We start from the raw sequence: 14,340 nt of genomic DNA, 5'->3' as shown, positions 1-14,340 counted from the left end.
CAGGGAAGGGTTTTTCATGAAGTTGTGCGCCGTGCAACTGGCGTCGCTCAAGGGCGATGTGCAAGCCAACCTCGAACGCCACCTGGCCTGCATCGAACAGGCCGCGGCCCTTGGTGCCGAACTGGTGGTATTTCCCGAACTGTCGCTGACCGGCTATGAGCCAACCCTAGCGCGCCAGGCCGCCCTGCCAGTCAGTTCGGCACGGCTGGACCCGCTGCAGGCAGCCTGCGACCGGTTTGGTATCACTGTCGCAGCGGGCCTGCCACTGCCGACCCCTGATGGCATTCGTATCGGCATGCCAATCCTCAGCCCCGGTGTACCGCGCCAGGCCTATGCCAAGCGGCGCCTGCATGATGATGAACTGCCCTGGTTCACCCCAGGCGATCAAGCCTTGCTGCTGCAGGTGGGCGCGCACCGGGTAGCGCCTGCGATCTGCTACGAATCGATGTTCATGGCGCATGCGGCAGCCGCGCGGGAACACGGCGCCGACCTGTACCTGGTCAGTGTGGCGAAAACTGCCAAGGGCATTCGCGAGGGTTACTTGCACTACTCCGAGGTGGCTCGAGAGCTGGGCATGGCAGTGTTGCTGGCCAACTGCGTGGGGCCGGCCGACACCTTCATCGGCGCTGGCGGCTCGGCGGCGTGGGACAGCCAGGGGCGCTTGCTGGCCAGCCTGGACGACCACAGCGAAGGGCTGATCGTGCTGAACACCGCCAGCGCCAGTGCCATGGCGGTGTCCTTGGCCCCGCACCCGTCATGATCTATCTGTTCCTGGCATTGCTGAGCTACGCCTGTACCTATTACCTGACGGGGCTGCTCATCCATGGGCAACTGGCCGATGTAGCCGAGGGTTTGCGCCACCGGCCTGATGCGCCGACACCCGGCGAATATCTGCGTGCAGTCAAGCCACATGCGCGCCGGGCCCATCGGCAGTACACCCTGATGGCCGGCTCGGCGTTGGCCCTGCTGGTCTGCCTGGCCGCCAGCTGGTTCTGCTGACATCTACAGGTCCAATGCCAGGCTTTGCCGGCCTTCCAGCGCCAGCAGGTACTGCTTTGCCGCAAGGCCACCGGCAAAGCCGGTCAGGCTGCCAGATGCACCGATTACCCGATGACACGGGGCGATGATCGAAATCGGGTTGCGGCCATTGGCGGCGCCTACCGCACGCACCGCGCTGGGGTTGCCGATCTGTCGGGCGATGTCGCTGTAGCTGCGGGTTTCGCCGAACGGAATCGCCAACAGCGCAGCCCACACCTGACGCTGGAATTCGGTACCGGCAAAATCCAGCGCCAGGTCGAAGCGCTGGCGCTTGCCGGCAAAGTACTCGCCGAGCTGGCGAGCGGTTTCCAGCAGTACCGGGCACTGGTCATCACGGTGCAGGGCACCAAGGCGCACGCGGTTTTCCCGCTCCTCTTCCCACAGTACGGCTGTCAGGCACTCGCCACGGGCTACCAGGGTCAAGGTGCCGACGGGTGACTGCATGAAGGTGAATGCGCTGGACATAAGCAGGCTCCTGCCAGGTTGCGATCAACCTACTGTACGCATCCCCAGTTCTGCCTGCATCCGCTTTCTTGCTCAGGCAATCACGCAAGCGGAACATCGGCGTCGGCATATTGCCCGGACCAGAGTGCCCTCCACCGCGTCGCCTGCTTCGCAGAACATGCCCGCTCCCACAGGGACCCCATCAGCTGAAGGAATACGCCATACCTGTAGGAGCGGGTTTACCCGCGAACACCGGCGCAGCCGGTGCCATCCACCGCGTCGCCTGCTTCGCGGGCATGCCCGCTCCCACAGGGACCCCATCAGCTGAAGGAATACGCCATACCTGTAAGAGCGGGCGCGCCCGCGAACACCGGCGTAGCCGGTGCCCTCCACCGCGTCGCCTGCTTCGCGGGTGAACCCGCTCCCACAGGGGCCCCACCAGCTGAAGGAATACGCTGTACCTGTGGGAGCGGGTTTACCCGCGAACACCGGCGCAGCCGGTGCCATCCACCGCGTCGCCTGCTTCGCGGGCATGCCCGCTCCCACAGGGGCCCCACCAGCTGAAGGAATACGCCATACCTGTAGGAGCGGGCGCGCCCGCGAACACCGGCGTAGCCGGTGCCATCAGCCGGCGCTGCCTGCATTCAGAGAAATGCCTGGCGGATCCGCTTCTTGTCGATTTTGCCAACGCTGGTCTTGGGGATCTCCTCCACGCAACGCAACTGCCGCGGTATCGCCCATTTGTTCAGGTGCCCGCTGTCGACAAACGGCTGCAGATGCCCTGCCAATGCCGCCTGGTCGAACTGCATTCCGTCACAACGGACCACCAAGGCCAAGGGTTGCTCACCCCACTGCGGGTCCGGGATGCCGATCACTGCCACCGAAGCGACTGCCGGATGCTGGCTGATCAGGTTTTCCAGCGCCACCGAGCTGACCCACTCGCCTCCGGTCTTGATCACATCCTTGATCCGGTCACGAATGCGCACCACACCCGCAGGGTCGATGCAGGCCAGGTCGCCAGTATGCATCCAGCCCCCCAGCCACAACGCGGCACCCTGCTCCGGTTCGTGCAGATAGCCCTGGGTCAGCCACGGTGCACGCACCACGATTTCACCCAGGCTCTCGCCGTCGCGGGGCACATCAATGCCTTCAGCGTCGACGATGCGCAGGTCCACCAGGGCGATCGGCACGCCAGCATCGATACGCAGCGGCAGTTGTTGCGCCATGGGCAGTGCCAGCAGCTCGGCGCTCAGGTGGGTGATGCTGAGCAGCGGGCAGCTTTCCGACATGCCGTAGCCACAATGCACGCTGATGCCGCGCTCGCTGGCACGCTGCGCCAGGCCCAGGGTCAGGGCGCTGCCGCCCAGCAGCATCTTCCAACCGCTCAGGTCGGCGCGGCGCCCTTCCTCGCTGTCGAGCATCATCTGCAGCACCGTGGGCACGCAATGAGAGAACGTCACGCCCTCGTCGCGGTACAGGCGCACCAGGCGGTTGGGCTCGTAGCGCCCCGGGTAGACCTGCTTGATGCCCAGTGCCGTGGCCACATAGGGCACGCCCCAGGCATGCACATGGAACATCGGCGTAATGGGCATGTACACGTCGCCGCTGCGCAGCAGCGGCACCTCGCCGCAGGCAGCCAGGGTGCCCTGCTCGACCAGGGTATGCAGCACCAGTTGCCGGTGGCTGAAGTACACGCCCTTGGGGTTGCCGGTGGTACCGCTGGTGTAGAACAGCGTGGCCAGTGAGTGCTCGTCGAAATCGGCGAATTCGAACTGTGGCTCGGCAGCCGCCAGCAGCGCTTCGTACTCACCCAGCAACGGCACATCTTGCGTTGCCGGGCCGCCTTCGCTGAGGCGAATGAAACCCTCGACCGTCGGCAAGTCATCGCGCAGTTGCGCCATCAACGGAAGGAAGTCGTCATGCACCAGTACCAGGCGGTCCTCGGCATGGTTCATGGTGTAGCGCACCTGCTCGGTGGACAGCCGTACGTTTACCGTGTGCAGCACCGCACCCAGCATCGGTACGGCGAAGAAGCATTCAAGGGCCCGATGGCTGTCCCAGTCGAGCAAGGCCACGGTGTCGCCAGGCTTGACCCCGGCGGCGGTCAGCACATTGGCCAGCCGCTGGATGCGTTCGAGCAGCGTGGTGTAGGTGTAGCGCAGCTTGTCGGCGTAGACGATTTCCTGGTTGGGCTGGTAGCGCACGCCCGACAGCAGCAGACGCTTGATCAGCAGCGGATAGGCGTAGGCCTGCTCGGCCGCAGGCATGATGCGAGTGGTGATCATGTCGGCGGCCTTCACAGTTGCCCGGCCTCGAGCAGGTACAGGCTGTCGCTACCGGCCCTGACGCTGGCGCTCAGCGAATGAATGCGTGGCAGCAGGCGGGCAAAGTAGAAACGCGCAGTGCCCAGCTTGCTCAGGTGGAACGGCTCGGGAGCCGCATGACACTGGCAAACCACGGCCATGCGTGCCCACAGGTAGGCGTAGAAGGTGTAGCCAAACACCTGCAGGTACTCCACCGCCGCCGCGCCCAGCTCACGCGGGTTGCCCTGGGCCCGATCGAGCAACCAGGCGGTCAGCTCGTCGAGGTTGCGCACGGCAGCCAGCAGCGGCGCGCCGAACTCGGCGCACGCCGCGGGCAGCGTCTCGACAAAGGCAGTAATTTCATCGGACACGCTGCGATAGGCCTGGCCGCCATCGGCAAACAGTTTACGCCCCACCAGGTCGAGGGCCTGGATGCCATTGGTGCCTTCGTAGATCTGGGTAATGCGGCAGTCGCGGATCAACTGCTCCTGGCCCCATTCGCGGATATAGCCATGACCGCCCAGCACCTGCTGGCCGTGCACGGTGGTTTCCAGCCCCATGTCGGTTAGGAAGGCCTTGGCCACTGGCGTGAGCAATGCCACCTTGGCCTCGGCCTGGGCGCGTGCGACCGGGGCCTCGCTGTATTTGGCCAGGTCCAGCTGCAGTGCCACATAGGTAGAGAAGGCCCGCCCGCCTTCGTTCAGCGCTTTCATGGTCAGCAGCATGCGCCGCACATCCGGGTGGACGACGATCGGGTCAGCGGCTTGCCCCGGCGCTTCGGCCCCCGTCGGCGCACGGCCCTGCTGGCGATCACGGGCATAGGCAATGGCGCCCTGGTAGGAGCGTTCGCCCAGGGCCAGGCCCTGGATACCTACGCCAAGGCGCTCGTAATTCATCATGGTGAACATCGCGTTGAGGCCCTTGTTCGGCTCGCCGACCAGGTAGCCGATTGCACCGTCGAAGTTCATCACACAGGTGGCCGAGGCCTTGATGCCCATCTTGTGCTCGATCGACCCGCAACTCACCGCATTGGCCTCGCCCAGCACGCCGTCGGCGTCAACCAGCACCTTGGGCACCAGGAACAGCGAGATGCCTTTGGGCCCGGCTGGCGCATCCGGCAGCCGCGCCAGCACCAGGTGGATGATGTTCTCGGTCAGGTCCTGCTCACCGCCAGTGATGAAGATCTTGGTCCCGCTGATGCGATAGCGGCCATCGGCAACCGGCTCGGCACGGGTGCGAATCAGGCCCAGGTCGGTGCCAGCGTGCGGCTCGGTCAGGCACATCGAACCGGTCCAGCGCCCTTGGTACATGGGCGGCAGGTACAGCGCCTTCAACGGCTCGCTGGCATGGTTGAGCAGCGCCAGGCAGGCTCCGGCCGTGAGCATCGGGTACAGGCCGAACGACAGGTTGGCGGCATTGAGCATTTCTTCGAGCTGGGCACCGATCACTTTCGGCATGCCCATGCCCCCATATTCCGGGGCACCGGCCACACCCACCCAGCCATCCGCGGCAAATGCCCGGTAGGCGTCGGCGAAGCCATCGGGGGTGTATACCTGGCCGGCCTCCCAGCGGCAGCCCTGCTCGTCGCCACTGCGGTTGAGCGGCGCCACCACCTCGGCAATCAGCCGGCCGGCCTGTTCGAGCACGGCCCGGGCTGTGTCGCCATCGACCTGCTCGGCCAGCGCGGGCGTTTGCGCCCACCAGGCCGGGATGTCGAACACTTCGTTGAACAGAAAATCCATGTCGCGCAGTGGCGGAAGGTAATCAGACATGAGGCGAACACTCGGTTTCTTGGGTTTGCGGAAGCGACGTGGCCGGGGCCTCGGCAGGCGCCGGGGCGGCCTGGCCACGCAGGAGGAAATGCGACAAGGCGGGGATCAACACCAGCGCACCGAGCATGTTCCACAGGAACATGAAGGTCAGCAGCAGGCCCATGTCGGCCTGGAACTTGATCGGCGACCAGGCCCAGCCGACCACACCGGCCGCCAGGGTAATGCCGACCAGCCCGACCACCCGGCCGGTGAAGGCCACGGCTTTCTGGTAGGCCTGGGCCAGGCTCAACCCGGCGCGCTGGTAGTGCAGTTGCACGCTGAGCAGGTACAGCGCGTAGTCCACGCCAATACCTACGCCCAGGGCGATCACCGGCAATGTGGCGACCTTGACGCCAATGCCCATGGCTACCATCAGCGCTTCGCACAGCACCGAGGTGAGCATCAGCGGCAGGATCGCCACCAGCGTCGCGCGCCAGCTACGGAAGGTGAACAGGCAGAACAGCGTGACCGCCAGGTACACCAGCAACAGCATGCGGTGGTTGGCCTCGCGGACCACCACGTTGGTGGCGGCCTCGATGCCGGCGCTGCCGGCGGCCAGCAGGAACTGCTGTTCGGCGCTGCTGTTGGCCTGCGCAAAACGCTCGGCCACGGCGGCCACCTGGGCTAGGGTGTCGGCGCGGTGGTCCTTGAGGTAGGCGATTACCGGCATCAGCGAGCAGTCGTTGTTGAACAGCTCGGGGGCGTTGACCGAGGCCTGCTGGGCGGCGTAGTTGAGCACGTCCTGGTTGCGCTGCAGGCTGTTCAGGCGCGGGTTGCCTTCATAGGTGCCGGCGGTGATCTGGCGCACGGCATTGGCCAGCGACACGGTGGTCTGCACACCCGGCAATTGCTGCAGCTCCCAGGCCAGGCGGTCGGCAAGCACCAGCGTCTGGTATTGCAGGCAGCCTTCCGGCGCGGTCTTGACCATGACCGCGAAGGTGTCGCTGGACAGCGCGTAGTGCTGGGTGATGTAGGCGTTGTCGAGGTTGTAGCGGGAGTCGGCGCGCAGTTCGGGGGCACCGCTGTCGAGGTCGCCGATTTTCAGTTGCAGGCTGCCCCAGATGCCAAGGGCGCCCAGGGCCAGCGCCACCAGCAGTGCGACGCTGGCCCATTTGCGTTCGGTGAAGCGGTCGAGCAGGTCCCACAGCCGGCCGAAACCTCGGTGCTGGGCTGCGCGGGCGTCGATATGCAGGGCCCGCTCGGCAGCCTTGTGGCCAACACCAACATAAGACAGCGCCACCGGCATCAGCAGCAGCGAGGTGAAGATCAGCACCGCCACGCCGATGCTGGCGGTGATGGCCAGGTCCTGGATCACCGGGATGTCGATCAGCATCAGCACGGCAAAGCCCACCGCATCCGCCAGCAACGCAGTCACCCCGGCCACGAACAGGCGGCGGAAGGTATAGCGCGCTGCCACCTGGCGGTGGGTGCCACGGCCGATGTCCTGAAGGATGCCGTTCATCTTCTGCGCCGCGTGGGATACGCCGATGGCAAAGATCAGGAATGGCACCAGGATCGAATACGGGTCGATGGCGTAGCCCAGCCAGGCGACGATGCCCAGCTGCCACACCACCGCGGTCAGCGAACACAGCACCACCAGCAGGGTGCTGCGCACGCAACGGGTGTAGCAGTAGATGATCAGCAGGCTGGTCAGCACCGCCAGGGCGAAGAACGCCATCACCTGGATCAGCCCGTCGATCAGGTCGCCCATCAGCTTGGCGAAGCCGATCACATGGATGCGGTACTGGCCGCTGGCCTGGTACTGGCTGCGCAGTTGTTCGAGCTTCTGCGAGAAGGCGTGGTAGTCGAGGCCTTTGCCGGTAGCCGAATCCTGGTCGAGCAGCGGCACGACCAGCATGCTCGACTTGAAGTCGCGCGCCACCAGGCTGCCGACGATGTTGGCGCGCTCGATGTTCTGCCGCAGTTGCTCGATGTCACCCGCAGCGCCCTGGTAGCCGTCGGGCATTACCGGGCCACCCTGGAAGCCCTCCTCGGTCACCTCGGTCCAGCGCACCGCCGGGCTCCACAGCGACTTAACCCAGGCCCGGTCCACGCCCTGGCTGAGGAACAGCTCGTCGTTGATGTGGCGCAGGGTCTGCAGGTAGCCCGGGTCGAAGATGTCGCCCTGGGTGTTCTCCACCACCACCCGCACCGCGTTGCCCAGGCCACGCAGTGATGGGCGGTTTTCCAGGTAGTTCTGGATGTAGGGGTGGCTCTGCGGCAGCATCTTGTCGAAACTGGGGCGCAGCTCCAGGCGGGTCAGCGCCATGTAGCCCAGCACCAGGGTCGCCAATAGCATGCACAGCAGGAACGGCAGGCGATGGTTGAACACCAGGCGCTCCAGGCAATTGCCCGAGCGTGGGTCGAAATCGTCGAGGTTGCGGATTACCGGCAGGGTGTCTTGGCGGGTAGCGGCCATCAGGGTCTTCTCTTGTTATGGGTGCAGCGTGGGGTTACCGGGCTGGTTGCGCACGCCCCGCTCGCCGACCAGTACCAGGCCGTTGCCGGTATCGGTGGCGAGCGCGGTCACCGGGCCACGGGCGCTTTGCGGCACCGGGCTGAAGCTGGCGCCATCATCCCGGCTGAGCAGCAGGTCGCCGGCCTGGCTGGCCAGCCATAGCTGGCCGTCACGGTCGACACCGGCGGCGGTGAGGCTGGTGTTCACACCCGTGCTGACCGGTTGCCACTGCCGGCCGCCATCGGTGCTGCGGTAGGCATGCCCACGCAGGCCGTAGACCACCAGTACGCCAGGCTTGCCGACAGCACCGAACAGTGTGCCGGCGTAGGGTGTCTCGACACGGCTGAAGCGCTCACCGTCCTGCTTCAGCAGCAGGCCTTGCTCGCCGGTGATGTACAGCTCGTCACCTACCGCGGCCAAGCTGGTCAGGTGCAGGCCTTGCGGGTTATCGCTGTGGTCGAGCCAAGGCTGCCAGTGCTCGCCGCCATCAACGGTGCGCAACAGCAGGTTGAACACGCCGACCGCATAGCCATTGCGGGCATCGCTGAACCACACGTCGAGCAAGGCATTGTCGCTACCCGTGCCCGGCAGTTGTTCGGCCAGTGCCCGGCCATCCAGCTGCTTTTGCCAGTGCACGCCGCCATCGCGGCTGTGCAGCACCACGCCATCGTGGCCAACCGCCCAGCCCAGTTCGGGCGTGGCGAAGCTCACAGCATTCAGGTCGGCGCTGACCGGCACCTGGGCCTGCTGCCAGTGCGCGCCGTGATCGTCGGAGTACAGGATGTGCCCTCGCGGGCCCACCGCGACCAGGCGCTGGCCGGCCAGGGTGACATCGCGCAAGGCGCTGCTGGCGACCAGGGCGCTGGGCCTGGCGGGCAGGTCCAGCACATCGGTGAAGGGCGCAGCCTGGGCCGCGCCCTGCAGCGCGGCCAAAGCCAGAACCACCACGCTGCATCGTTTGAAGACAGACATTGCCACCTCTGCTCCGTGCGTTCAGCGAATGCCGTTGCCGGCCAGCGACTCGGGCGACCACTGGGTTTTCGACAGTGGGTCGATATAGCGGATGCCGCCGTAGGCACCGACCACGCCATTGAGGTTATAGGTGCCGCCGATCAGGTCGTAGATCATGAACGGCGTGGCGTCCGGGGTCTGCTTGTCATAGCTCTGGGTGAGGAAGGCGAACGAGCCGCGGTACAGCTGGCCACGGGCGTCGTACTGGTCCGAGGCCAGGGCGATCCAGCTGTCTTCGTCGAGGTAGAAGCGGCGCTTGTGGTAGATATGGCGCGCACCGTCCTTGAGCTTGCCTTCCACCACCCACACCCGGTGCTTCTCCCAACGCACGAACTGTGGCGCCAGGTGATTGGGGGTGATCACCTGCTTGACGTCGGTGTTGTAGGTCAGCTGGTAGGTGTTGTACGGCACGTACATTTCCTGCTTGCCGACCAGGGTCCAGTCGTAGCGGTCCAGCGCACCGTTGAAGACGAACACGTCATCGTAGGTACCCGAACCCGAAGTGCCCGGGTTGGGCGTGTCGTAGGCGAGGTTCGGTGCCAGCTTGACCCGGCGCTGGCCCGGCAGGTACTGCCAGGCACTGCGTGGCTGCACCAGCGGGTTGGCGGCATCGCGCAGCATCATCGCTTCGCCTGCACGGCGTGCGGGCCCGGTGTACACCAGTTTCATCTGGTAGTAAGTGTCCTTGGCACCGATCGGCTTCGTCATGTCCTCGTAGATCGGGTAGCTGATATTGGCCTGGCCGGTGGTCGACAGCGATGGCTTGCCGGCAGCGTCGACGTTCCACGAGTCGTACTTGGCAGCCATGCTCACGCCCTGATAGCGCAGCAGGAAGTTCCACATGGCCTCGGCGCCGTTCTGCGGAATGGGGAACGGGATACCCGGCAGCACGTTGTCCACCGCCGTACCGCCCTCCTTGCTGTTGGCGGCAGTGGCGTTCTTGCGGGTGTTGTCCAGTACCGCTTGCGGCAGCGCTACGCTACGGTGGGTCGGGTATACATCGACGCGGTAGCTGGGGTAGCGCTTGAGCAGTTCCAGGGTGGTGGCAGTCAGCTGGCCCTTGTACTGCTCGGCGTTCTTGCCATCGATGACCAGCAGCGGCTTGTCGCTGGCGAACGGGTCGGGACGCATGCTGGCGCCGCTCTGGTAGCTGGCTGGCGGCGTCAGCAGGCCGCCCTGGTAGGCCGGGATGGAGCCATCGGCATTGCCGGCCTTTTCCGCGCCGATGGCGGTCAGGCTGGTGCCCAGGCGCGCGGCCTGGTCAGTGGAAACGGCGGCCTGGGCAGCATTCAGGGCGGCCAGCGACAGGCACGAGGCCAGCAGGGTACGTACGAAATTCATGATGGTTGTCTTCCTGTGTAGGCTGTAGGAAACATGACTCAGAAGGTCGTCTTGACGGTCAGGTACAGGGCGCCACGGTCCTCGGTGGTGGCACCACCGCCGGAGAAGGAGGCGTAGCCGCCGCCGTAGCAGGTGTAATCCTGTTCGCCGTCCAGGGCGTTGGGGGTGCTGCCGTCGGTCTGGCCGTCCTTGCAGGCCTTGGTCTCACCGAAACTGTCGACGTACTTGAGGTCGATGAAGTACTGGTTGTAGATCGCGGCGCTCACGCCCACCGCATAGTTGCCGGTGTTCTCGGCGCCACCGCCCTGCACCGGCGACACGCCGTCGAGGCCGACGTTGACCGACAGCGGCATGCTCAGGTCCATGCCCGGCAGCACCTGGTACCAGGTAGGGGTGAAGTTGACCGCGATGCCCCAGTTGTCGCGGGTGGCCTTGTCGATGCCGCGGTAGCTGCTCTTGCCCTTGTACAAGGCCTCGTTGTGGCTATCGAGCTTGAGCAGGTTGCTGTAGAACAGCTCGCCAAGCAGGGTTGCCGAATCGAACAGCGGCGTATCGCCAATGGTCATCAGGCCGTTCAAGGTCCAGTGCAAGGTGTCGCCGGTGGCGCTCAGGCCGTCGCCATCCTTGGGCACGTCGTAGATCACCCCGCTGCTGGGCAGGCGTGCCGGCAGCAGGCCGAAGCCGCCGCCCAGGCCACCCTGGCCGGGGGCGCTGACGATTGCCGGGATGCTCGCCAGCGGCATGTTGTGGCGGATGTTCAGGTCGCTGCCGACACTGATGCCGCCCACATCCTTGGACAGGCTCAGGCCATAGATGTCGATGTCGCCGGAGTAGGCGAACTGGTAGGTAGTGCTTTGCAGCGAGTTGTACAGGTTGCCGACTGCGCCTTGGCGGCTGCCCGGCGGGTTGCCGAACGGGCCGTTGGCGACGGTCATGCCGCGCGCGTCGAGCCAGGCCTGCGGGAGGATCTCGGAGGTCTTGCGGTAGTAGAAACCGAGAGTGCCGCCCAGCCACTCCGGCGACCACTTGGCCATGATGCCCCAGTCGCCGCTCTTGCCTGGGTTCAGGTCATGGCCACGGCGGATGGTGGTCAGCGCACCGCGCACCGGGATCAGCCCCGGGGTACCAGTGTGGCCGAGCAGGAAGCTTTGGGCGCCCTCGCCTACCACGTCCGAGCCGCCATAATAGGTACCGGCTTCGGGCAGGCGGGCGGCGTCCCAGTCGAAGAAGTACTGGGCGCCCAGGGTCAGTTCAGAGTTGACCAGGAACGAGGTCGACAGCTGGTTGCGCGGCACGAACAGCTCCTTGGCCTCGGTGCCCGGCGAGGCGGCCAGCTTGGCCAGGTCGAGGCCCGACTGGCCGTAGCTCAACGAGTGCACCGGGTTGAGCAGGGTTTCACCCCAGAACAGGTTGTGCTGGCCCAGCTTGGCGCTGACCTGCGAGGCCTCGCCGACTTCCCGGCTGAAGAACACGAAGGCATCCAGCACTTCACCGGACGGGCCGCTGTAGTAACGCTGGGCGTAGTTGCTCAGGCGCGGGCTGCCCAACGGCACACCAGTGCCAGGCAAGCCATTGAGGCTGGGGTTGATGCCGGACTGGTCACCGTTGCCGTTGACGAACGGGTTGCTATTGGAGCCGGTGTTGTCATAGGCCTTGTCGTACCAGCTGGCGGTGCTGACGCGGAACCCGGTGTTGCCCTGGTAGACCACATCCAGTTCGGTCAGCAGGTCGACCCGGTTGGTGATGTTGGTGCCGGCCTTGCGGAAGTTGTAGTCACCGTCGTTGCTGTTGGGCGTGCCCAGCATGCGCTTGTCGGCGCTTTCGGTGCGCACGCCGTAGTTGTACTTGACGGTGTTGTCGAAGCGCACGGCCCAGTTTTCATTACCGGTATCGACTTCGAACGCCTGGGCGGCGGGCAGCGTGAGCAGGCCGATGGCGCAGGCAAGCAGGCAGCACTGTGGTTTCACAGCACGGTAAATGCGGTGTTCTGGCATTACGATGGCTCCACGTATTGTTATTGTTTTTTTCGCCGCCCGTCTTTTGCGAGCGTGGCTGGGGCGTCCATGCGCTATTGCAGGTTGGGCTGGTCCAGTCGCTGGATGAACGCCTCGGCCTGCGGCCAGGGGCCGAAGCCGGAGGCCGGGTTGAGGTGGCCGACGGCCCCCAGTGCGACCAGTTCGCTACCCCAGCCATGGGCCAGGGCGCTGGCTGCGGCAAAGCTGGCCAGGTGGTCGTTGCTGCTGGCCGCGACAATGCTGGGGAACGGTAGCGGCGCCTGGGGCAATGGCGACCAGCCGTGCTCGGCCAGGCTGGCCGGGCTTGGGTAGTGGGCCGGCCATGGCGCGTTCAGGTCGGGCGGCGCCGCCAACAATGCACCCTTGATCGGCCGCCGGTAGCGCGCCGCCCAGTGGGCGACCATCAGTACGCCAGCGCTGTGCGCCACCAGGATCACCTCACCATCGATCTGGTCCAGTTCGCGCTGGATCGCCTCGACCCGGGCTGTGCAGCTCAGGCCGTCGACCTGCAGTGGCGGCACGCTGCGCACCTTGGCCAGGCGGCCTGCGAGCAGGGTCTGCCAGTGTTCGGCAACATGGTCGCGCAGGCCGGGGACGATCAGCACGGTGGCAGTGGTTTGCAGTTTTTCCACGGTGAACCTCGTGTGCGGTGTAGCTCTTGAGGTTCACAGTAAACAGCCCACCCACCGGGTGCTTCACATTGGGCGTCAGGGGCTTTTCATTTGATGACAATGGCCAAGACAGGGCTTTGCTTTTCAATTCATGACACGCAGGCTATAAAACACAAAACGCATGTCGGCATACCCAAAAACAAAAAACCGCATGGAAAACAACCAAAGATGCCTGCCCTAGTCCGTGCCGCCAGCTTGACCAATTACCTTGAGGTGTCCCGCCACCTGGGCCTCAATCCCCATGCGCTGTTGGCACAGGTTGGCCTCAGCGCCGCGTTGCTCGAAGACCCCAATCGGCGTATTCCGGTTGCCAGCGTCATCGCTTTGCTGGAAGCCTCCGCCAGCGCCACCCGCTGCGAAAGCTTCGGCCTGCGCATGGCCGAGTTGCGGCAACTGTCGGACTTCGGCGAAATAAGCCTGTTGCTCAGCCACCAACGCACCCTGCGTGATGCACTGCAGGTGATCGTGCAGTACCGTCACCTGCTCAATGACGCCCTGGCCATTCATATCGAGGAAGCCGGCAAGACCGTGGTCATCCGTGAGGAGGTGATCAACGAACGCGCGCCCTGCAGCCGCCAGGCCACCGAGCTGGCGATCGGCGTGATGATGCGCCTGTGCGCGGCGCTGCTAGGTGCGCATTGGCACCCGATCAGCGCCAACTTCACCCACGCGCCTCCCGCCGACCTGGCCACCCACCGGCGCATTTTTGGCTGCACGCTGGTGTTCGGCAGCGAGTTCAACGGTATTGTCTGCCCGGCCGCCGACCTCGACAGCGCCAGCCCGCAGGCCAACGAGGCCATGGCGCGCCTGGCGCAGCGCTATCTGGACAGCCTGCCGGCGGGCGGCTCGCCGTCCCTGGAGCTGGAGTTGCGCAAGACCATCTACCTGCTGCTGCCCATGGGCCGCGCCACCATCGAACAGGTGGCACAGACCCAGGGCATGAACGTGCGCACCCTGCAGCGGCGCCTGGAAGAAAGCGGGTTGACCTTCAAGGACCTGATCAACAGCGTGCGCCGTGACCTGGTGATGCGCTACCTGGAAAACCCCGGCTATTCGCTGGGGCGTATCGCCGACATGCTGGGTTATTCGATGCCCAGCTCGTTCACCCGCTGGTTTATCGCCCAGTTCGGCATGCCGCCTGCCAGTTGGCGGGCACAGCGGGCTGACCCATTGGGCCTGCCATGCAGCCCATCGCCGGCAAGCCAGCTCCCACCTCGACCGTATTGACCTCAAGCCATGCGCGAGCCC

Annotated in this window: 11 protein-coding genes; 3 read left to right on the top strand and 8 right to left on the bottom strand. The window is 65.3% G+C overall.

Features of this window, described 5'->3' with window-relative positions; genetic code table 11:
• Nucleotides 1-16 precede the first annotated feature (16 nt).
• Both QN085_RS12445 and QN085_RS12440 read left to right on the top strand, forming a co-directional pair.
• Nucleotides 17-760 carry a carbon-nitrogen hydrolase family protein gene (locus QN085_RS12445; RefSeq protein ID WP_013972545.1) on the top strand — a complete coding sequence of 248 codons (744 nt, stop codon included), beginning with the start codon at nt 17-19 and terminating at the stop codon, nt 758-760.
• Nucleotides 757-999, top strand: coding sequence for a hypothetical protein (locus tag QN085_RS12440; protein WP_013972544.1), 243 nt, complete (start codon nt 757-759; stop codon nt 997-999). Before QN085_RS12445 ends, QN085_RS12440 begins: the two co-directional genes overlap by 4 nt.
• 3 nt (nt 1,000-1,002) lie before the next feature.
• Here QN085_RS12440 and QN085_RS12435 read toward each other — a convergent pair whose 3' ends face one another.
• From QN085_RS12435 to QN085_RS12400, 8 genes are all read right to left on the bottom strand, one after another.
• Entirely contained in the window at nt 1,003-1,503 is a 501-nt protein-coding gene (locus QN085_RS12435) for a methylated-DNA--[protein]-cysteine S-methyltransferase (protein WP_003258793.1), read from the bottom strand.
• A gap of 623 nt (nt 1,504-2,126) precedes the next feature.
• On the bottom strand, nt 2,127-3,767 hold the full coding sequence (locus tag QN085_RS12430) for a fatty acid--CoA ligase (RefSeq protein WP_031325645.1): 1,641 nt from the start codon (nt 3,765-3,767) through the stop codon (nt 2,127-2,129).
• 11 nt (nt 3,768-3,778) lie between these two features.
• Entirely contained in the window at nt 3,779-5,557 is a 1,779-nt protein-coding gene (locus tag QN085_RS12425) for an acyl-CoA dehydrogenase C-terminal domain-containing protein (protein WP_013972542.1), read from the bottom strand.
• Nucleotides 5,550-8,015 carry an efflux RND transporter permease subunit gene (locus QN085_RS12420; RefSeq protein ID WP_023663321.1) on the bottom strand — a complete coding sequence of 822 codons (2,466 nt, stop codon included), beginning with the start codon at nt 8,013-8,015 and terminating at the stop codon, nt 5,550-5,552. Before QN085_RS12420 ends, QN085_RS12425 begins: the two co-directional genes overlap by 8 nt.
• Nucleotides 8,016-8,030: 15 nt before the next feature.
• Entirely contained in the window at nt 8,031-9,026 is a 996-nt protein-coding gene (locus tag QN085_RS12415; protein WP_024087052.1) for a WD40/YVTN/BNR-like repeat-containing protein, read from the bottom strand.
• Nucleotides 9,027-9,047: 21 nt separating this feature from the next.
• A complete protein-coding gene (locus QN085_RS12410) occupies nt 9,048-10,406 on the bottom strand; it encodes a DUF1329 domain-containing protein (protein ID WP_013972539.1) in 1,359 nt (452 codons plus the stop codon).
• A 38-nt stretch (nt 10,407-10,444) separates the two neighbouring features.
• Nucleotides 10,445-12,400 carry a DUF1302 domain-containing protein gene (locus QN085_RS12405; RefSeq protein ID WP_285691048.1) on the bottom strand — a complete coding sequence of 652 codons (1,956 nt, stop codon included), beginning with the start codon at nt 12,398-12,400 and terminating at the stop codon, nt 10,445-10,447.
• A gap of 74 nt (nt 12,401-12,474) precedes the next feature.
• Nucleotides 12,475-13,053, bottom strand: a complete 579-nt coding sequence (locus tag QN085_RS12400) for an RBBP9/YdeN family alpha/beta hydrolase (protein ID WP_013972537.1) — start codon at nt 13,051-13,053, stop codon at nt 12,475-12,477.
• A 207-nt stretch (nt 13,054-13,260) separates the two neighbouring features.
• Here QN085_RS12400 and QN085_RS12395 point away from each other — a divergent pair, with 207 nt between their 5' ends.
• Nucleotides 13,261-14,319, top strand: coding sequence for an AraC family transcriptional regulator (locus QN085_RS12395; RefSeq protein ID WP_038409617.1), 1,059 nt, complete (start codon nt 13,261-13,263; stop codon nt 14,317-14,319).
• Nucleotides 14,320-14,340: the final 21 nt, after the last annotated feature.

The organism is Pseudomonas sp. M2(2023), from assembly GCF_030263955.1.
GTDB classification, from domain to species: domain Bacteria; phylum Pseudomonadota; class Gammaproteobacteria; order Pseudomonadales; family Pseudomonadaceae; genus Aquipseudomonas; species Aquipseudomonas asiatica.
Note: the sequence above shows the minus strand (reverse complement) of the source record. Positions and strands in the feature narration are given on the sequence as shown.

Excerpts from the sequence above, each read along its gene's own strand:
- QN085_RS12445 (WP_013972545.1), top strand. The coding sequence starts at position 17 with ATGAAGTTGTGCGCCGTGCAACTGGCGTCGCTCAAGGGCGATGTGCAA.
- QN085_RS12440 (WP_013972544.1), top strand. The coding sequence starts at position 757 with ATGATCTATCTGTTCCTGGCATTGCTGAGCTACGCCTGTACCTATTAC.
- QN085_RS12435 (WP_003258793.1), bottom strand. The coding sequence starts at position 1,503 with ATGTCCAGCGCATTCACCTTCATGCAGTCACCCGTCGGCACCTTGACC.
- QN085_RS12430 (WP_031325645.1), bottom strand. The coding sequence starts at position 3,767 with ATGATCACCACTCGCATCATGCCTGCGGCCGAGCAGGCCTACGCCTAT.
- QN085_RS12425 (WP_013972542.1), bottom strand. The coding sequence starts at position 5,557 with ATGTCTGATTACCTTCCGCCACTGCGCGACATGGATTTTCTGTTCAAC.
- QN085_RS12420 (WP_023663321.1), bottom strand. The coding sequence starts at position 8,015 with ATGGCCGCTACCCGCCAAGACACCCTGCCGGTAATCCGCAACCTCGAC.
- QN085_RS12415 (WP_024087052.1), bottom strand. The coding sequence starts at position 9,026 with ATGTCTGTCTTCAAACGATGCAGCGTGGTGGTTCTGGCTTTGGCCGCG.
- QN085_RS12410 (WP_013972539.1), bottom strand. The coding sequence starts at position 10,406 with ATGAATTTCGTACGTACCCTGCTGGCCTCGTGCCTGTCGCTGGCCGCC.
- QN085_RS12405 (WP_285691048.1), bottom strand. The coding sequence starts at position 12,400 with ATGCCAGAACACCGCATTTACCGTGCTGTGAAACCACAGTGCTGCCTG.
- QN085_RS12395 (WP_038409617.1), top strand. The coding sequence starts at position 13,261 with ATGCCTGCCCTAGTCCGTGCCGCCAGCTTGACCAATTACCTTGAGGTG.